The sequence below is a fragment of the Thermostichus sp. MS-CIW-30 genome, assembly GCF_054058015.1.
This window is the reverse complement of sequence record NZ_JBSRZW010000020.1, coordinates 42,887-60,511: the sequence shown is the minus strand read 5'-3', so window position 1 is coordinate 60,511 and position 17,625 is coordinate 42,887. Positions and strand designations below refer to the sequence as shown.

The 17,625-nt window shown below is 59.4% G+C and carries 15 protein-coding genes; 11 read left to right on the top strand and 4 right to left on the bottom strand.

From position 1 onward, the window contains the following. Nucleotides 1–126: 126 nt before the first annotated feature. The gene (locus ACVWXW_RS09790; protein WP_457403699.1) at nucleotides 127–294 is read left to right on the top strand and encodes a hypothetical protein; all 168 of its coding nucleotides are present in this window, start codon (nucleotides 127–129) and stop codon (nucleotides 292–294) included. A 1-nt stretch (nucleotide 295) separates the two neighbouring features. Continuing rightward, the gene (locus tag ACVWXW_RS09785) at nucleotides 296–535 is read left to right on the top strand and encodes a hypothetical protein (RefSeq protein WP_414329398.1); all 240 of its coding nucleotides are present in this window, start codon (nucleotides 296–298) and stop codon (nucleotides 533–535) included. A 113-nt stretch (nucleotides 536–648) separates the two neighbouring features. Here the strand turns inward: ACVWXW_RS09785 and speA are convergent, their stop codons facing one another. Beyond that, nucleotides 649–2,571 carry a biosynthetic arginine decarboxylase gene (speA, locus tag ACVWXW_RS09780; protein ID WP_457403698.1) on the bottom strand — a complete coding sequence of 641 codons (1,923 nt, stop codon included), beginning with the start codon at nucleotides 2,569–2,571 and terminating at the stop codon, nucleotides 649–651. 448 nt (nucleotides 2,572–3,019) lie between these two features. On the opposite strand from speA, the gene pstS reads away from it, so the two are divergent. The 3 genes from pstS (at nucleotide 3,020) to ACVWXW_RS09765 (ending at nucleotide 7,471) form a co-directional block, all read left to right on the top strand. Beyond that, nucleotides 3,020–4,120, top strand: coding sequence for a phosphate ABC transporter substrate-binding protein PstS (pstS, locus tag ACVWXW_RS09775; RefSeq protein WP_457403697.1), 1,101 nt, complete (start codon nucleotides 3,020–3,022; stop codon nucleotides 4,118–4,120). A 290-nt stretch (nucleotides 4,121–4,410) separates the two neighbouring features. Further along, nucleotides 4,411–6,303 (top strand): molecular chaperone DnaK, encoded by a 1,893-nt coding sequence (gene dnaK, locus ACVWXW_RS09770; protein WP_457403695.1) that lies wholly within the window; start codon nucleotides 4,411–4,413, stop codon nucleotides 6,301–6,303. 208 nt (nucleotides 6,304–6,511) lie between these two features. Beyond that, complete coding sequence (locus ACVWXW_RS09765) at nucleotides 6,512–7,471, top strand: DnaJ C-terminal domain-containing protein (RefSeq protein WP_414382310.1); 960 nt, start codon at nucleotides 6,512–6,514, stop codon at nucleotides 7,469–7,471. 140 nt (nucleotides 7,472–7,611) lie between these two features. On the opposite strand, the gene ACVWXW_RS09760 is transcribed toward ACVWXW_RS09765, so the two are convergent. Further along, nucleotides 7,612–8,442, bottom strand: a complete 831-nt coding sequence (locus tag ACVWXW_RS09760) for an RNA methyltransferase (protein WP_457403705.1) — start codon at nucleotides 8,440–8,442, stop codon at nucleotides 7,612–7,614. A gap of 67 nt (nucleotides 8,443–8,509) precedes the next feature. Between ACVWXW_RS09760 and ACVWXW_RS09755 the strand changes: the two genes are divergently transcribed. The 5 genes from ACVWXW_RS09755 (at nucleotide 8,510) to lpxB (ending at nucleotide 13,414) form a co-directional block, all read left to right on the top strand. Further along, entirely contained in the window at nucleotides 8,510–9,106 is a 597-nt protein-coding gene (locus ACVWXW_RS09755) for a hypothetical protein (protein ID WP_457403694.1), read from the top strand. A gap of 14 nt (nucleotides 9,107–9,120) precedes the next feature. Further along, nucleotides 9,121–10,002 (top strand): UDP-3-O-acyl-N-acetylglucosamine deacetylase, encoded by an 882-nt coding sequence (gene lpxC, locus ACVWXW_RS09750; RefSeq protein WP_457403693.1) that lies wholly within the window; start codon nucleotides 9,121–9,123, stop codon nucleotides 10,000–10,002. A 465-nt stretch (nucleotides 10,003–10,467) separates the two neighbouring features. Then, nucleotides 10,468–10,968, top strand: a complete 501-nt coding sequence (fabZ, locus tag ACVWXW_RS09745; RefSeq protein WP_011434327.1) for a 3-hydroxyacyl-ACP dehydratase FabZ — start codon at nucleotides 10,468–10,470, stop codon at nucleotides 10,966–10,968. Nucleotides 10,969–11,201: 233 nt separating this feature from the next. Further along, entirely contained in the window at nucleotides 11,202–12,179 is a 978-nt protein-coding gene (gene lpxA / locus ACVWXW_RS09740) for an acyl-ACP--UDP-N-acetylglucosamine O-acyltransferase (RefSeq protein WP_457403692.1), read from the top strand. 26 nt (nucleotides 12,180–12,205) lie between these two features. Next, complete coding sequence (lpxB, locus tag ACVWXW_RS09735) at nucleotides 12,206–13,414, top strand: lipid-A-disaccharide synthase (RefSeq protein WP_011434329.1); 1,209 nt, start codon at nucleotides 12,206–12,208, stop codon at nucleotides 13,412–13,414. Here lpxB and ACVWXW_RS09730 read toward each other — a convergent pair. Then, nucleotides 13,411–14,925: an NAD(P)/FAD-dependent oxidoreductase gene (locus ACVWXW_RS09730; RefSeq protein WP_457403704.1), complete on the bottom strand. Its 1,515-nt coding sequence runs from the start codon at nucleotides 14,923–14,925 to the stop codon at nucleotides 13,411–13,413. The two genes, lpxB and ACVWXW_RS09730, sit on opposite strands and share 4 nt — an antisense overlap. A 184-nt stretch (nucleotides 14,926–15,109) precedes the next feature. On the opposite strand from ACVWXW_RS09730, the gene ACVWXW_RS09725 reads away from it, so the two are divergent. Further along, nucleotides 15,110–16,993, top strand: coding sequence for a response regulator (locus ACVWXW_RS09725; protein WP_457403691.1), 1,884 nt, complete (start codon nucleotides 15,110–15,112; stop codon nucleotides 16,991–16,993). Here ACVWXW_RS09725 and ACVWXW_RS09720 read toward each other — a convergent pair. Continuing rightward, nucleotides 16,983–17,474, bottom strand: a complete 492-nt coding sequence (locus ACVWXW_RS09720) for a DUF4168 domain-containing protein (RefSeq protein WP_414522018.1) — start codon at nucleotides 17,472–17,474, stop codon at nucleotides 16,983–16,985. The two genes, ACVWXW_RS09725 and ACVWXW_RS09720, sit on opposite strands and share 11 nt — an antisense overlap. Nucleotides 17,475–17,625: the final 151 nt, after the last annotated feature.

Below are 17,625 nucleotides of genomic sequence, written 5' to 3'. Positions count from 1 at the left end.
TCCGGGCTTGTTTTGTTCTCTGGTAGAGCAGAACAGGCTCAGGGCTACTGAAAGCCCGCTCCGTACCGCTTAGCGGTCGGAGCCGGGTAGTTTACTCCCAACAGCACCCACCCACTTACCCTGCGGGTGGCTCAGGACATCTACAACGGCAGCGGCCAATTGGCGATTCCAGCAGGCAGCGAGGTGCGAGGCAGCTTGCGACCGACTCAGGGAGGGGCCAGGTTCTTCGGCACAGCTTTGATTGCCAATGGGCGACTTTACTCGGTGCAGATGTCTTCTGATTTGATCCACTGATTTGATCCACACTGAGAAAGACCCGCGCCACTATTCTGCCGAAGCGATTGCTCAAGATGCAGCCATTGGTGCTGTGGGGGGTACGGTGCTGGGCTTGCTCACAGGAGGCGTTTCTGCCTTAGGGGTCATTGGCGGAGCCGGAGCCGGAGTGGCGGTGGGCAATATCACAGCACCTCAAGTCGTGGTGTTGCGCCCTAACCAAACGATTAACTTGGCTTTGGACAGTCCGGTGCGTCTGTGATCGACAAATTTTTGATCTGGTTTTGATTTGGTTTGATCTGGAAGCAAAAAGGATCCCGGTTTTAGGCCGGGATCCCTGTTTGGTTTTAGGGATTTTTTCGAGGAACACCACCTTCAGTGCAAGTAGGTGTAGGCCCGCAGATTGTCTTCAAAGTGCTGCTGCAAGGCGCGGGCTTGATCCAGCGTGATCTGCCCCCGTTGTAGGGCGGCTTCGGTGGCGTGGTGGAGGGTCTCCACCAGATCTTCGCTGTTGTACTGCACCCAGCTCAGCACTTCGCCAATGGTGTCCCCCTTGATGACTTGGGAAACGTGGTAGCCGCCGGGGCGGGAGCGGATATGCACCGCGTTGGTATCGCCAAACAGGTTGTGCAGATCTCCGAGAATCTCCTGGTAAGCGCCCCCCAGAAACACCCCCAGCAGGTAGGGATGTCCGTTGGGGTCGTGCAGCGGCAAGACCGAGGTGATCTGCCCATCTTCGCCGAAGAAGCGGTTGATCTTGCCGTCGCTGTCGCAGGTGAGATCCGCCAGGGTGGCCCATTGGCGTGGCTCCTCATCCAGACGATGAATCGGCATGATGGGGAAGACCTGGTCGATGGCCCAGCTATCCGGCAGGGATTGGAACAGGGAGAAATTGCCGTAGTAGATGCTGGCCAACATTTCGTCCAGATCCAAGAGATCCACCGCCACCGGATGCCCCGCTTGGTGCTGCTCGTAGGCCAAGGTGCAGATCTTGTCGGAGCAGTTCCAAAACAGGCGTTCCACCTCGGCCCGCTCCTGCAAGCTGAGGGATCCCTCGGTGAACTGACGCAGGGCGGCCTCCTTCAGCTCCTGACAACGGCGATAGTTGACCACCAGAGTATCGGGCTGGATTTGGTAGTAGAGCTGGTTTAGCTTCTGGATCACCTCTGCATCGGAAGTAAGCTGGGTGGGCATGGGGTAGGGGCTGGCGGCGTTGACATCTTGCACGTCAAACACCAGCACCGACTGGTGGGACATGAGGGCGCGTCCGCTTTCGGTCACCAGTACCGGCGGCTGGATCCCGTGGGGTTCCAGGGCGGTCAGCACGGTCTGCACCACGGTGGCGGCGTAGTCCTCCATGCTGTAGCTCTGGGAAAAAGGATTGGGGGACTGGGATCCGTCGTAATCGACCCCCAAGCCGCCGCCGATATCCAGGTAGCCCATGGGGGCCCCCAGCTTGACCAGCTCGATGTAGATTTGGCTGGCCTCCCGCACGGCCCGTCCATGCACGCTCACCATCGAGATCTGGGAGCCGATGTGGTAGTGCAACAGGCGTAGACAATGCAGCTTGCCCGCTTCCCGCAGCCGTTCCACCACTTGCAAAATCTCGGTGGCCGTGAGGCCGAACTTAGCCCGATCCCCAGCCGAGGTGCCCCAGCGTCCACTGCCCTGGGCGGAGAGCTTGGCCCGTACCCCCAAGATGGGGTCGATGCCCAGTTGGTCGGCAGCCTCCAGCACCAGCTCCAGCTCTTGCAGCCGCTCCAAAACGATGATCGGGGTGCGCCCCAGCCGCTGGGCCAAGAGAGCCGTCTCCATAAAATCCCGGTCTTTGTAGCCGTTGCAGATCAGCAAAGCCCCGGGAGTATCCAGCAAAGCTAGGGCAATCAACAGCTCCGGCTTGGATCCCGCCTCCAGGCCAAAGTGGTAGGCGCGACCGTGTTTCACCACTTCTTCTACCAGGTGGCGCTGCTGGTTCACCTTAACGGGGTAAACCCCCCGATAGACGTTGGGGTAGCCAAAGCGCTGGATGGCCTGCTGAAAGCTCTCGCAAATTTGCCGCATGCGGTCGGCCACGATCTCGGGAAAGCGAATCAAGAGGGGCAACTGCAGGCCCCGCGCCACCAGATCCATCACCAAGTGGTACAGGTCAATGCCCGGTTCCTGCTGCTGTAAGCCCTGTGGGGTCACCTCCACATGACCGGCGGCGTTGATACGGAAGTAGGGATCCCCCCAACCTGAGATGCGATAGAGCTTTTCGCTGTCTCGCAGTGTCCAGGGAGAACGAGTCAAAGTCGGCATAGTAGTCCCCCAGATACCGAGATGTGAACAGCGCAGGATTTCTGCACAGAATCCACAATATATTGCCATATTCCAGAATATGTCAAGATTTTTCTGGTGCGGGGGGACTCAGGCCCAAAAACCGCTAAGCCTTGCCAGACAAGGCTTTGGCTTGAGGATCTCTGTGCAACTGCCGCAGAACTCAGCTCGCTCAATCTCTTGTTTTCACTGTTTTTCTTGATTTTTCTCTTGAATTCTCCGTTTTCCGTCTCTCCTTTCTGAGCTTGGGTCGGATCCCGACTTTTGCTGGGAAGCGTAGCGAGGAATACGGGGATGGCGCAGAGGGAAAAGACAGCCACCTGGGGAAAGTGGGCCACGCACGGGATCCCAAGAGCTCTCGCCGGCAACCCTTGACAGGGCCCCGTGGGCAAGACAAGGATCGGGGCGGTGACCTCGGAGAACCTGAACCATGGCTCAACTGCCCCGCTTCCGTCGCCGAGAAGTGTTGCTTTCTTTATTGGCCACCGGCGCTACCTTGAGCGCCTGCCAAAGGGGATCCCGTTCTGACCAACCCAGCGGCAGGGATCCTGTTCCTGCCTCCCGCAGCCAGCCCGCCGACAAAGTTTTGCTGATCAACGGAGCCGGGTCCACCTTTCCGGCTCCTCTTTACTTGCGCTGGTTTTCCGATTACCGCCAGGTGGATCCCAAGGTGGAGATCAATTTCCAACCGGTGGGCAGCGCCGCTGGGATCCGGCAATTTATTGACCAGACAGTGGACTTTGGCGCCAGTGATGTGGCCATGACCGATGCCGAGATCGCCGAGGTGAAGCGGGGTGTGGTGATGATCCCGATGACCGCAGGCAGCATTGCCGTAGGCTACAACCTGCCGGGGATCCCTTCTGGACTCAAGCTGTCTCGACCCGTTTTGGTGAAGATCTTTCGCGGCCAAATCGACCAGTGGCGGGATCCGGAGATCCTGGCCCTGAACCCGGAGCTAACCATTCCCGATCTGCCCATCACCGTCTGCTACCGCTCCGATGGCAGCGGCACCACCGATACCTTTACCCGCCACCTGGCGGCCATCGATCCGGCTTGGGCCTCGGAAGTCGGTGCTGGCATGTCGCTGGAGTGGCCGGTGGGCATTGGGGTGAAAGGCAACGAGGGCATGAGCGCCCAAATGCTCCTCAGCGAAGGGGTGATCGGCTACGTGGAGTCGGTCTATGCCCGCGAGCTGGATCTGTCGGTGGCAGCTCTGGAGAACCGCCGCGGCGAGTTCATTCTCCCCTCCCCGGAAGCCTCGGCCCTGGCCTTGAGCGAAATTGAGCTGCCGGAAAACCTGCGGGCTTTTGTGCCGGATCCCGCTGGCCCTGGAGCGTATCCCATCGTCACCTACACCTGGATCCTGACCTACCGCCGGTACTCGGATCCCGCCATGGCCGCCGCCCTGCAAGCTGTGCTCGGCTGGGCCCTTACCGAAGGACAAGCCCTGGCCGAGGAGATGGGCTACCTGCCCCTGGCCGCAACCGTTGTGAACCGCGGCCTGGAGGCGCTGCAGCTTATCCAGAGCTAGCCTGGCAGCAGTCCCCCAAGAGTTGCCAATAGCTGCCAACCCAGGCCATACCCCAAGCGGCACCGAAAGCAAGGCTGCTGCAGGTACGGAGATCCGTAACCGGTTTGCCCTTCAGCCCCGAGAAATGGGCGGCATTCTCGCCCTGGCCTCGCCAACCAGCTGGTTAGGATCGACCCAGGAAGTGACCAAGCATCTGCCGGATTTTCACAGATTGGCTGCCCAAGCTACTTCACACAGGCTGGCGGCGGTAACCGAAGCAATGTACTCAAGAAGAGGAGAATAAGGAGCCGATGGGAAAAGTTGTAGGAATTGACCTGGGCACAACCAACTCGGTTGTCGCCGTAATGGAGGGGGGTGTCCCCACCGTCATCGCCAATGCTGAGGGTACTCGCACCACACCCTCGGTGGTCGCCTTCACCAAAGATGGAGAGCGCCTGGTGGGCCAAATGGCCCGCCGCCAAGCGGTGCTCAACCCGGAAAACACGTTCTACTCCGTTAAGCGGTTCATCGGTCGTAGGTACGATGAGCTGAATGCCGACTCCAAGCGGGTCTCCTACCAGGTACGGCGGGATGAGCGGGGCAATGTCAAACTGTACGCCCCCCGCCTGAACAAGGAATTTGCGCCCGAAGAGATCTCGGCCATGGTGCTGCGCAAGCTAGCGGATGATGCCAGCCGCTACCTGGGCCAACCGGTCACCCAAGCGGTGATCACGGTTCCTGCTTACTTTAATGACTCGCAGCGGCAGGCCACCAAAGATGCGGGCCGCATTGCCGGTTTGGAAGTGCTGCGCATCATCAACGAGCCGACAGCAGCCTCTTTGGCCTACGGCTTGGACAAGCGCAACAACGAGACCATCCTCGTCTTCGACCTGGGCGGCGGCACCTTCGACGTGTCCATCCTGGAAGTGGGGGATGGCGTTTTCGAGGTGAAATCCACCAGCGGCGATACGCAGTTGGGCGGCGATGACTTCGACAAGAAGATCGTCGATTGGATGGCCGAGCAGTTTAAGCAAATGGAAGGGATCGACCTGCGGCAAGACCGGCAGGCGCTGCAACGGCTAACGGAAGCTGCGGAAAAAGCCAAGATCGAGCTGTCCAGCGTTTCCGAAACCACCATCAACCTGCCCTTCATCACTGCCACTGCCGATGGGCCCAAACACCTGGAGCTGAAGCTCTCCCGCGCTCAATTTGAACACCTCTGTGCCGACCTGCTGGAGCGCTGCAAGGGGCCGGTGGAACAAGCCCTGCGGGATGCCAAGCTCACCAAGGCCGACATCAACGAAGTGGTGCTGGTGGGGGGATCCACCCGCATTCCGGCAGTGCAGCGGCTGGTGAGGGAGCTGCTGGGCAAAGAACCCAACCAAAGTGTCAACCCCGATGAGGTGGTGGCGGTTGGGGCGGCCATCCAAGCGGGTGTGCTGGCGGGCGAAGTCAAAGACGTGCTGCTGCTGGATGTCACCCCCTTGTCCTTGGGGGTGGAAACCCTGGGCGGCGTGGCCACCAAGCTCATCCCGCGCAACACCACCATCCCCACCCGCAAGTCGGAGATCTTCTCCACTGCCGAAGATGGGCAGACCTCTGTGGAAATCCACGTGGTGCAAGGGGAGCGGGAGCTGGCCCGCGACAACAAATCTCTGGGCCGCTTCAAGCTGGACGGGATCCCGCCGGCCCCCCGCGGTGTGCCGCAGATCGAGGTCACCTTCGACATCGACGCCAACGGCATCCTCAAGGTGACGGCCAAAGACAAAGGCAGCGGCAAAGAGCAGAGCATCTCCATCACCGGCGCCTCTACTTTGGATAGCAAAGAGGTGGAGCGCATGATTGCTGAGGCAGAAAAATACGCTGCCGAAGACCGGGCCCGCCGGGAGAAAATTGAGCGCCGCAACAAGGCCGACTCGCTGGCCTACCAAGCCGAGCGGCAGTTGAAGGAGTTGGGCGACAAGATCTCCTCCAGCAAACGCAGCCAAATCGAGACTCTGGTGCGAGAACTGCGGGAGGCCATCCAGCGGGAGGACGACAGCGCCATCCAGAGCAAAGAGCGGGAGCTGCAAGAGGCTCTCTACGCCATGAGCAGCGAGCTGTATCAACAGCCGGGGGCCTCCTCTGGCTCCACTCCCGGCTCAGGGAAAACCTCCGGCGGCAGCGATGATGTGATCGATGCCGACTTCACCGAGAGCAAGTGACTGCTCAGGGATCCCTCCGTGGGCCGCGGGCCCAGGGCGGATCCCGCCCTTACTTGTAGCGCCGATAATGAGGAGGGACGGGATGGGCGATGGCGTCTAGCCCGCCTCCTCATTTTCTTCAGTAGGTCGGAGGGAAGGAGCCCTTGCCGGGGACGCCTAGCCTCGTGGTTTTCTGCCCACTCTCAGCGATTTGCCTGCGGACGCCTCCATGCAAAACTTTAAGGACTACTACAAGATTTTGGGGGTCAGCAAAACGGCCACTGCCGATGAGGTGAAACAAGCCTATCGGCGCCTAGCCCGCAAGTATCACCCAGATGTCAACCCCAACGACAAAGCGGCTGAAGAGAAATTCAAAGACATTAACGAAGCCTACGAAGTTCTCTCGGATCCCAGCAAGCGCAGGCAATACGACCAATTTGGCCAATACTATCAGCAGGGCGGGTTTCGCTCCAGCCGCGATGCCTACACCTACAGCAGCAGCCCCTTCAGCCAAGACTTTGGGGGGAGCGGATTTGGGGGGAGTGGCGTCGATTTCAGCCAATTTGATGATTTTCAAGACTTCATCGATCAACTGCTGGGCCGGGTGCGCAGCCAAACCACAGACCGCAGCAGCGGATTTTCGGGATCCACTGGCAACACCAGTTACGATGCTGAGGCCACCATCCAGATCAGCATTCCAGAAGCTTTTGAGGGGGGCAAGCGCCGTCTGCGGGTGGGCGGGGATCGCGTGCTCGAGGTAAACATCCCGCCGGGAATTACGCCAGGGAAGCGGATTCGCCTGCGCGGCCAAGGCCACCCCAACCCCAACGGCGGTGCCGGTGATCTGTACCTTAAAATTGAGCTGAAAGACCACCCCTTCTATCGCCTAGAGGGATTCGACGTTTACTGCGATCTGCCCATCAGCCCCAGCGAAGCGGTTTTGGGCGCCCAGGTGGAGGTGCCCACCTTGGATGGGGTGGTGAAGCTGCGGATCCCACCTGGCATGCAGCCGGGGCGAAAGTTGCGGCTGGCGGAAAGGGGATTTCCCAAAGGCAACGGAGAACGGGGGGATTTTTACGTGGTGGTGCAGATCCATTTGCCCACCCAGATCTCCGAAGAAGAGCGAGAACTTTACGAAAGGCTGCAGCGGGTTCAATCCTACGATCCCCGCGCCACCCTTAAGCTCTAGCATTGATATTCTCCGATATTCTCCCACGGCCAAAGCCTCAAGATTCTTGACAAGCGCTCCGCGCCGCCTGAAAGCAGGAAGCCGCCCTTCTAGCTTGCTTCCGGTAGCGGTAGGGCGGGGCTGGAGGCCCAGCCTTGGGGTCAAGATGGGGTCCTGCTGGAATCTGGTTGCGTCGGCGGGACGGGAGCTGCATTTGCTTCCAGAGGTTCCTGACGAGAGCATCCCTGGCTCCATTGCAGTTGCCGCAGGATCCCGCGCAACAAGGCCACCTCGGCTACGGTCAGGCCGGCTCGCTGGAACAGGGCGCGAAACTTGAGCATTTTGCGGCGGGCTGTGTGGGGGTGCAGGTAGCCAATTTGCAGCAACAGCGCTTCTAAGTGGTCGAAAAATCCCTCCAGCAGCTCGAAGGGGGCAAGCCTTTGAGGCGAGGGCATAGGAGGAGCAGGGGAAGGGCTCTGGCAGACGAGGGTGTACAGCTCATAGCAACAAATGGCCACGGCTTGGGCCAAGTTTAAAGAGGGATAGGTCGCATCGGTGGGGATCTGGATCTGGCGATGGCAAAGGGCCAGCTCCTCGTTGCTCAAGCCGCGATCTTCGGGGCCAAACACGAGGGCGGCAGGGCCGGCGGCCAGCAGAGCGGGAAAGGCTTGGCGGGGGGACTGAATTTGCCATTCGGGTGGGTAGGTTTGGCTGCGCCCCGTTGTCCCGAAAACCTGCACACACCCTTGCAGGGCTTCGGGCAAAGTTTGCACCTTCTGGGCTTGATGGAGCAGGTCTGCCCCATGCACGGCTGTGGTGATCGCTTCCATATCGAGGGGATCGCATTGGGGATCCACCAGCACCCACTGCCTGAAGCCCATGTTTTTCATCACGCGGGCAATGGCGCCGAGGTTGCGCGGCCCAGCCGGCTGCACCAATACAAGCCGTACCTGCGCCAGTTGTTCAGGGCCAGAGTGGGGTAATATCGGCATCAGGTTGGGATCCCCCAGAGTGCCTAGAGTAGAGAAGAGGAGCTTGATTTTGTCATAGATTGCATCCATGGGATCCGCATACCGTTGTTGGCTGAGCTTGATTTGTCTGGTGTTGGTGGGATGCTGCTGGGGATCCCCGGCGTTGGCTGACCATTCGTTGCCCTCCACAGTGGCAGAGGCGGCTCAGGTGTCGCCCCAGCTCGCTCGCGATGGGGGTATAGAGCACCTTTCCCTGACCGTAGCGCGGCAGCGGCTGGAAGCCATTGCCGAGGCCATGCGCTCAATTCGCCTGTGCAACCGGCCCAACTGCCGCTACCGAGATATCGCTGTGGACGTGTGGCCTGTGGACATATCCATCCCCAATGGTGGTGCCGAGCCGTTCTACGAGGGCAGCATCGACGCCATTATCGACCGTCCTTCCGGCAGCTTGGATAAAGCCCACTACCGGCTGCAGTTTCGCCAGGGGCGCTGGCAGTTGCTGGGGGGCGAAGAGGTGTCCGATGTCTCTTCCTTTTTCTTTGAGGGAGATACCTACGAGGTGTTCAGCGCCTACGGCACCCGCAGCCACAAAGCCAAGTTGGCAGATGCCAGCAGCAACCTGCGCGTGGGCTATCGGGAGCTGTATTACCGCGTTTTCGACCAGGGCCAAGAGCGTTTGCACTAGCGCTGCGGAGCACGATGAGAGGCCGGCAACACACCTTAGCCAGCTCTATTGCCCTAGAAGGCGTTGGCCTGCACACCGGCCTGCCAATTGGCTGCAGTCTGCATCCAGCTCCTGCCGGCAGCGGTCGGGTTTTTGTGCGGGTGGATCAACCGGGATCCCCTGAGATCCCGGCTCGGTTGGGATCCCTGGCCCCTGCCCATCTCTGCACCCTGTTGCAGCAGGGATCCCCCTCTGTTCAAGTGCAGACGGTGGAACACCTGCTGGCCGCCCTTTACATCCTGGGCATTGACAACTGCCGCATCGAGGTGGAGGGGCCGGAGCTGCCGATTCTGGATGGCTCTGCCCTGCCCTTTGTAGAGGCCATTGCCCAGGCCGGGATCCAGGCCCAAGATCAGCCAGCCCTGCTGGGGGTGATCCAAGAACCGGTCACTGTCTGGGCGGGGGAAGCCTTTGTCAGCGCCCTCCCCCATCCTACAGCCCGCTTTACCTATGGCATCGATTTTGCCGATTGCCCGATTGGAGAACAGTGGCTGAGCTGGAGGGAGAACAGGCCGGATTTTGTCCAGTCCATTGCGCCGGCCCGCACCTTCGCCCGCCAGCAGGATGTGGAGCTGGCCCGGGAACGGGGGCTAATCCAGGGGGGCAGCCTGGAAAATGCCATTGTCTGTAGCCAAACCGAGTGGTTGGGGCCATTGCGCTACCCAGATGAGCCGGTGCGCCATAAGCTGATAGATTTACTAGGAGATCTCAGCCTCCTGGGCTGCCGACTGCAGGGGCACATTGTGGCCTACAAGGCGGGCCATGCCCTGCACCACCGTTTGGCCGAGCAGTTGCTCAAGAGTGGATCCCTGCTGATCCATGAAGAGCAAGGGGGAGAAAGAGATCCGGTTGCGTAGCCACAACCCTGCCATCCTCAGTTGCGACAGCGGTGCGGAGCACTTGTCTTCAAGGGGATCCCCAGGGTGGGATCCGCTTCATTCCCCTCCTTTCCGCAGCTCCCTGGGTGCTCTTTTGGCTGAGTTCTGGCCTGCCGTCCTGATACATTTACGCTGAACACTGCTGAACATCACTGTTCAACTATGCAGCGATAGCATTCTGTTTGTTTCCAAACAGAATGGCGGTATCCCGCAAAGCTTTGAGTAGAATACCCAAAGCGCAGTTTCCGTGTCGTCTTACTACCAATTTTCTGCTTTGCTTTGGCTACCATGTTGGCAGACTCGAAAGTAAACAGAAAGATCAACTGGTAGTAATCCGTACTGAACATATTATACATTATTTTCAGTATAGTTGAGCTTATTATTGACTAGAGTCATGCTCCCCGTCCGGGATTTGGTTTTGTCCTCTGCCTCTGTGGGTTCACCATGTCCTCTGATGTCTCCCCTCCTCCCCTCCTCTCGGCTGAGGCAGCCGCTCAATTGGCAACTGCTCCCCCTGTCTTCACAACGGAGCAGATTTTGGAGATCTTGCCCCATCGCTATCCTTTCTTGCTGGTGGATCGGGTTGTGGAGTATCAACCAGGGCAACGGGCGGTGGGCCTGAAAAACGTCACCTTCAACGAGCCCTTTTTTCAAGGGCATTTCCCCAACCGACCCATCATGCCCGGCGTCCTAATCGTCGAGGCCATGGCCCAGATAGGGGGGATCGTGTTGACCAAGTTGCCGGACGTGGCCGGGCGTTTGGCCCTGTTTGCCGGGATCGATGGTGTTCGCTTTCGCCGCCCGGTGCTGCCGGGGGATCAGCTGCTGCTCTCTGCCGACTTGCTCACCATTCGCCAGAGGCGCATTGGCAAGATGTTCTGCCGCGCTCAGGTGGGAGGGCAACTGGTAACCGAGGGGGAGCTGATGTTCTCCCTGGTGGATTGATGGGCCAACAGCGGCCATCCAGGAGGCGCTCCGGTGTGGGTGTTCTCGCAATTGAGATAAAGTGTTGGGATAGAAAGATGGCTCGGGGGCTGCTTGCGCCTTTCTGTCGGGATACGGTAGACATGTTGTCGCGACAGTGGGGCGTAGCTCTAAGGCTCATCTCCCCTGGAGTCGAGTCTTGGTGATCCTTCGCAGGGTTGGGAGCGTAACCACAGTTGCTGGCTAGGTTGGAAATGAGTTCGTTCGCTTCAGCGGGATCCACTCCCAACGCCTCTGCAAGTGCGCCGCACCGCTCACGCGAGCGGATTCATCCCACCGCGGTGATCCATCCGAAAGCTGAGCTACACGAGACGGTGCAGGTTGGCCCGTATGCGGTGATCGGCGAGCATGTTCGTATCGCTGCCCATACGGTGGTGGGAGCCCATGTGGTGATCGATGGCTGGACGGAAATCGGCGAGGACAACCACATTTTTCCGGGAGCAGTTGTGGGCACCGAGCCTCAGGATCTGAAGTACAGCGGCGCCCCCTCTCAAGTGGTGATCGGCAGAGGCAATCGCATCCGCGAGTTTGTCACCATCAACCGGGCCACCAATGAAGGGGAAGCCACCCTGATCGGAGATCACAACCTGCTGATGGCCTACACCCATGTCGCCCACAACTGTGTCATCGAAAATCAGGTGGTGATTACCAATGCTGTCTCTTTGGCCGGCCACATCCACATCGAGTCTCAAGCCCGCATCGGCGGCATGGTCGGGATCCACCAGTTCACCCGCATCGGGCGCTTGGCCATGGTGGGGGCGATGAGCCGGGTTGACCGCGACGTTCCCCCCTACATGTTGGTGGAAGGACATCCAGCCCGCATCCGCGGTCTGAACTTGGTGGGGCTGCGGCGAGCCCAAGGGATGGAGGGATCCCTGCCCTTGCTGCGGCAGGTCTACCGATTTTTGTACCGCTCAGGGTTGCCTTTGGAAAAAGCGCTGCAAACGCTGCGCAGCAGCCTGTGTGTCGTTTGTAACAGCGGTGCGGAGGGAGAGCGCCATGTCCTTTCCCTACAGGGGAAAGAGTGGGTGGACGAGACGGGATCCCTGCAACATCTGCTGCAATTTTTGGAAGACTCCCTCTCGCAGCCGCAACGACGAGGCCCTCTGCCGGCCCTGCGCGGGAGGGGGGAAGATCCGCCGGTGCAGAGCACTTCAGAGCTGGATGACTAAAGATTGGGGTCGGGAGCGTAGCTCTAGTGAGCCACCTGTTCATCTGCACGGGCGAGGTCTCAGGGGATCTGCAGGCCGGCCATCTGATTGAAGAATTGCTGCGCCAGCGCCCTCAACTGCGCATCACAGCGGTCGGGGGAGAGCGCATGGCTGCTGCGGGGGCCCGTCTGTTGCACCGCACCACCGAGATCAGCTCCGTTGGCATTTTAGAGGCTCTTCCCTTTATCGGCCCCGCCCTCTGGACGGAGTGGAAGATTCGCCGCTTTTTAGCCCAAGACCCCCCAGATGTGGCCGTGCTGGTGGACTACATCGGCGTCAACAGCCGCATTGCCCGTCTGCTGCAACGGCGGCAGATCCCTGCCGTCTATTACATTGCCCCCCAAGAGTGGGTGTGGTCGCAGGATGCCCGCCTCACCTACCAACTAGCCCAGCAGATGCGGCTGATGTTGGCGATTTTCCCTGAGGAAGCCCGCTACTACGCGGCGGCAGGAGCCCATGTCCAGTATGTGGGCCATCCCCTGTTGGATATTTTGGCCGCTGTGCCCAGCCGTGCTGCCGCCAGAGCCCAGTTGGGGATCCCTGCCGAAGCCACGGTGGTGGTGGTGGTGCCGGCTTCGCGTCGGCAAGAGCTGCGCTCGGTTCTGCCTGTCTTGCTCAAGGCGGCTCAGTTGTTGCAAGCTCACCTGCCTCAGGCACAGTTTTGGGTGCCCCTGGCCTCGCCCCGTTTTGCTGCCCCGATTGCGCGGGCTGCCCGCCGCCTTGGGCTCAACCTCACCCTTTTGGATCCCCAAGCTCTGCCCTTCTTCTCCCCCCACAAAGCCCATCACCTCGCCTTGGCAGCGGCTGATTTGGTGTTGGCCAAGTCCGGCACGGTGAACTTGGAGACGGCTATCTTGGGGATCCCCCAGGTGGTGATCTATCGCCTTAACCCCCTCACCTTCTGGATCGCCCGCCATTGGCTGAGGGTGTCGGTGCCCTTCATGTCTCCGCCCAACCTGGTGCAGATGCGCCCCATTGTCCCGGAGTTGCTGCAGGAGCAGGCCCAGCCGGAGAAGATCGCCCAACTGGCGCTGGAGTTGCTAACTCGGCCCGAACGCAAAGCCCAACTGCAAGCCGACTACGCCGCGATGCGGGCAGCCCTAGGAGAACCCGGCGTTCTGGCTCGCGCTGCCAAGGCCATCCTAGAGGTGTTGGATGGCGCAGCCGGCCCCCAGCGGCATCCCTTTTGCCGCTAACTCCGGTGACCCAGCACCTGAGGCACCGCCCGTCCTCCCGCCAAGGCTGCTGTTGAATCCGCCTCTTCCAGATACTCAGCATCTTGGTTGACCCGCCACCCATCGTAGCGCCGTTCCCCCGCCACAATGTTGCGAGCGGCCAAAAGGCCCGTCATCATGGCGTGATCCTGGTTATTGTAGCGGTGCATGCCGTTGCGGCCTGCCACCTGCAAATTGGGCAGTGCTTCTTCCAAAAAGGTTCGAATGGTCTGGATGTGAGCTTGATAGCCGTGATTGTAAACCGGGTAGGCTTTCGGGGCGCGAATGACTGTGCCGCCCAAAACCTTTGCCTTCCCCAGCAGGCCCAACCGCTGCAATTCCAGCGTTGCCAAGGCCATCAAATCCTCATCGGTTTGTCCCCAAAAGGGATCCGTCGCTGAGCAAAAATACTCCAAACCCAAGCAGGTGACCGAGGGATCCGGAACCATGTCCGCGCTCCAATTCTTGAAGTTTTGGATACGCCCCACCCGCACCGAGGGATCGTGAATATAGATCCAGTGATCTGGAAATAAGTTGGGCTCATCCACCAGCAAAGCCACCGTCAAAAAATCCCGATACCGCAGTTGTTCGGCAGCCTCTCGCACCGGCTCCGGTGCTGCAGGTACCAAAGCCCGCACCAGAGAGCGCAGCGGCATGGTGGAAATGAACTGCTCGCCGGTCACCCAAAAGGTCTCTCCCCCTTGAGAACAGGCTTGTACAGCTTGAACTCCGGCCCGGTTCCAGTGGATTGCCGTAACCTTGCGATCCAGTTGTACCGGCTGCCCGGCTTCTGCCAGCAAGGTTTGAACGCGCTCCCACATCTGGCCTGGCCCTAGGCGAGGATAGCGAAAGCGATCGATCAGGGTTTTGATCACCCCCTCTCGGTTGGGGAAAAAGGTTTTACGGATCAAAGAAGCCATCGACAGACCCTTGATCCGCTGGGCTGCCCAGTCGGCGCTGATCTCGTGACAAGGGATCCCCCACACTTTCTCGGTGTAGGTCTTAAAAAAAGTGCGATACAGCCGTTCCCCAAATTGGTTAATGACCCAATCTTCAAAAGATACAGGATTGGGCCTGGGAAAGAGGCGCGCCTTTAGGTAACTGAGCAGACAGAGGGTGGTAAACCCTGGCCCCAGTTTGGCAAAAACATCCGTAGGTCGAATTGGATAATCAAAGAAAACACCTCGGTAAAAAATGTGGGAAAGCCGACGGCAAACCTGCATTTCCGAGCCCAAAATCTCCGTCCACAGAGCCTCAATTTCCGCCGACTTGGAGAAAAAGCGGTGTCCACCGATATCAAAGCGATAGCCTTGGTAGGTTACAGTGCGGGATAGCCCCCCTACCTGCACCGGATCCGCTTCCAAAACCGTTACCGGGTAGCCCTGCTTGTTCAGCTCGTAGGCGGCACTCAATCCAGCTGGCCCCGCCCCGATCACCACTGTGGACTGCACTCTGGATAGCTGCCTTGAGGTACCATCTGGTAGTGGGGTCATTTCCTCAGAAATGTTCTCAGAAACAGTCATGGCAACTTCTCACACCACCTCGTCAATCCTAACGGAAATAGGTCTGTTCAAGGGATCCCCGGCCTGGGCGCGAAAGTGCTATGCCTACGGCACCCCGTCGGGAACCGCACCGCTAACGCGAAAGATTAAGCTGGAGACAGATTAGAGATCCCTTTTGTGTGCAAAGAAAGCCTTGGTGCTTCGCACCGCCGTCGCGAATGGCCGACTCTGTGGAGTGAATTTTGTGCAATCTCCCCCCATCCCCAATCCTGGACATCTGCTGACAAATGCTTCGCCGACAGTACTGTTGGCCGATGACGACCCATGCATACGCGGGTACTTGACCCACCTGTTGGTTCATGAAGGCTATCAAGTGGCAGAGGCTGAAGACGGCGACCAAGCCTTGCTGCTCTTCGGTCAAACTCAGCCTCAAATTGCCCTGCTGGACGCCCTCATGCCCGGCACGGATGGGTTCGAGTGTTGCCGCCGCCTGCGGGCTTTGGATGCGAATCTGCCCTGCTTGATGATTACCTCGCTCGAGGATCAAGCTTCCGTAGACAAAGCCTTTGCTGCCGGAGCCAGCGACTACATGACCAAGCCCATTCACTGGCCGATAATGCGTCAGCGCATCCAACACCTGATCAAGGCCCGCCAGAACTTGTTGAACCTACGCCAACAGGCGGCCCGCGAGCAAGCCCTGAACCGCATCGTCCGAGCCATTCCCACTTCTTTGCAGTTGGATCAAATCCTTGCTGCCGTCACCCGCGAGATAGGCCATCTGCTAGAGGCGGATCGGGTAAGCATCAGCATCTATCAGCCTCAGCAACAGCATTGGCGTATTGTCTCCGAGTACAGCACTCAACAGGATGGCTACCTGGGCTGTCTCATTCCCGATTCCGAAAGCCCCATTGCCCAGCAACTGAAGCAGGGGAAAGTGATGTTGCTGGAGGCAGCCGACCAAGCCAAAGGCTGGGTCTACATCTCCGCCATGGCCAAAGCCTATCCTGGCAGTTGGCTGCTGGTACCGCTCTACGGCGGCGAAAGCCCCGAATCTGACTCGGCCCACCCCACCCTTTGGGGCAGCCTGTGCCTGCAACTGAAAACGGCACGTCCCGGTTGGCTGGCCACCAATCAGGATCTGATCTTGGCCCTGGCCGATCACCTCTCCATCGCCATTCGGCAGGCGGAATTGCTCCAACAGGTTCAGGAGCTGAACCGCACCCTGGAAGAAAAGGTACAGGCCCGCACCGCCCAACTGGATCGCCAGATACAGGAATTGCAGCGGCTGGATCGCCTGAAAAATGACTTCCTTAGCACGGTGTCCCACGAGCTGCGCACCCTTCTTTCCAACATGAAAATGGCCATCCACCTGCTCAGCTCCGTCCTGCTGCCTGCCCAGGGCGCTCCCAGATCCCCGGATCTGGCCAAAATCTCTCAGTACTTGAAGGTGTTGGACAACGAATGTGAGCGGGAGATCAGACTGGTCGAGGATCTGCTGGAACTGCAGCAGTTAGAGGTGCTCAAGGGACTCCGTCCCGCTAACGCGAACGGTTCACAGCGGCCCTGCTGGTTGGAGCTGCAAGAGTGGTTGCCCCAGATCGCGGAGCCCTTTGCTCAGGAGGCCCATAGCCGCCATCAGCGCTTCAGCCTTGGGATCCCTTCAGGACTGCCTGCCATTTTTACCCTGCCGGGAGTGCTAAAGTCGGTGCTGGCGGAATTGCTGAAAAATGCATGTAAATTCACCCCTGCTGGGCACCTGATCAGCCTTCAGGCCACCTGCCATTCCGACCACCTGGACATCCAAGTCCTCAACACCGGCGTAACCATTCCCCTGGAAGAGCAAAAGCGGGTATTTGAGAAGTTCTATCGGGTGCCCAGCGCGGATCCCTGGCGGCAAGGGGGGACAGGGTTGGGGTTGGCCCTTGTGCGGCAGGGGGTAAGCCTGTTGCAAGGAAGCATTCACCTCAACAGCGAGGCCAACCACACCTGCTTTACCTTGCGGCTGCCTCGGGTTCTCCCTGTCTTTGGCCAAGGCAAGCCAGCTCAGCCTAGGGTGTAGGCGTCGGGGTGGCCGGCTTTGGAGAGTTGGAAGCTTCCCCTTCCTGCAAAACTTCTTGCAAGCGGGCCCGAACCCGCTGGTTGAGAACAGGATTTTCGTTCGCCAAGGTCATCAATTCGCGGTATTGAAGCACTGTCAGCCCTTGCTCCTCGACAATGCGGCTGGCTTGGGTTTCTGTGCGCTGCATAATTTGCTCGTACTCCTCCTCGTTCTGGGTTTCCCGCAGTTGGGCGCTCGCTTCCCGAATCAGGGGATCCAACTCCAACAGAATCCGCACCAACTGTTCCACCTGGGCATCGGTGACTTGCTCTGGGGTCAGAGTTGGAGATGCCACAGGGCTGGGAGTTGCTGTGGCCGGAGCCCCCCCCGAAGTCGGAGAAGCAGTTGCAGCAGGGCCGGGCGACGGGGTTGCTCCCTGTGCCCAAGCCGGCAGGGATCCCAAGCTGAGTCCCAGACCCATCAGCAACGCGAATTTCATCATGCCCAAAACTCCCCAAACCCAGACAAGATAGACCTAAGCCCTTGAGGTGCAGCCAAACCTGAAGCCAGACTAGCAAGATGCCTGAATTCCGTCTAATCGGTTCAACGCAGTCCTGGCAGCCCATCAAGCTCATTCCAGCTTGCCAGCACCT

Coding starts and splice junctions, on each gene's coding strand:
- speA (WP_457403698.1), bottom strand. CDS start 2,571: ATGCCGACTTTGACTCGTTCTCCCTGGACACTGCGAGACAGCGAAAAG.
- pstS (WP_457403697.1), top strand. CDS start 3,020: ATGGCTCAACTGCCCCGCTTCCGTCGCCGAGAAGTGTTGCTTTCTTTA.
- dnaK (WP_457403695.1), top strand. CDS start 4,411: ATGGGAAAAGTTGTAGGAATTGACCTGGGCACAACCAACTCGGTTGTC.
- ACVWXW_RS09765 (WP_414382310.1), top strand. CDS start 6,512: ATGCAAAACTTTAAGGACTACTACAAGATTTTGGGGGTCAGCAAAACG.
- ACVWXW_RS09760 (WP_457403705.1), bottom strand. CDS start 8,442: ATGCCGATATTACCCCACTCTGGCCCTGAACAACTGGCGCAGGTACGG.
- ACVWXW_RS09755 (WP_457403694.1), top strand. CDS start 8,510: ATGGGATCCGCATACCGTTGTTGGCTGAGCTTGATTTGTCTGGTGTTG.
- lpxC (WP_457403693.1), top strand. CDS start 9,121: ATGAGAGGCCGGCAACACACCTTAGCCAGCTCTATTGCCCTAGAAGGC.
- fabZ (WP_011434327.1), top strand. CDS start 10,468: ATGTCCTCTGATGTCTCCCCTCCTCCCCTCCTCTCGGCTGAGGCAGCC.
- lpxA (WP_457403692.1), top strand. CDS start 11,202: ATGAGTTCGTTCGCTTCAGCGGGATCCACTCCCAACGCCTCTGCAAGT.
- ACVWXW_RS09730 (WP_457403704.1), bottom strand. CDS start 14,925: ATGACCCCACTACCAGATGGTACCTCAAGGCAGCTATCCAGAGTGCAG.
- ACVWXW_RS09720 (WP_414522018.1), bottom strand. CDS start 17,474: ATGATGAAATTCGCGTTGCTGATGGGTCTGGGACTCAGCTTGGGATCC.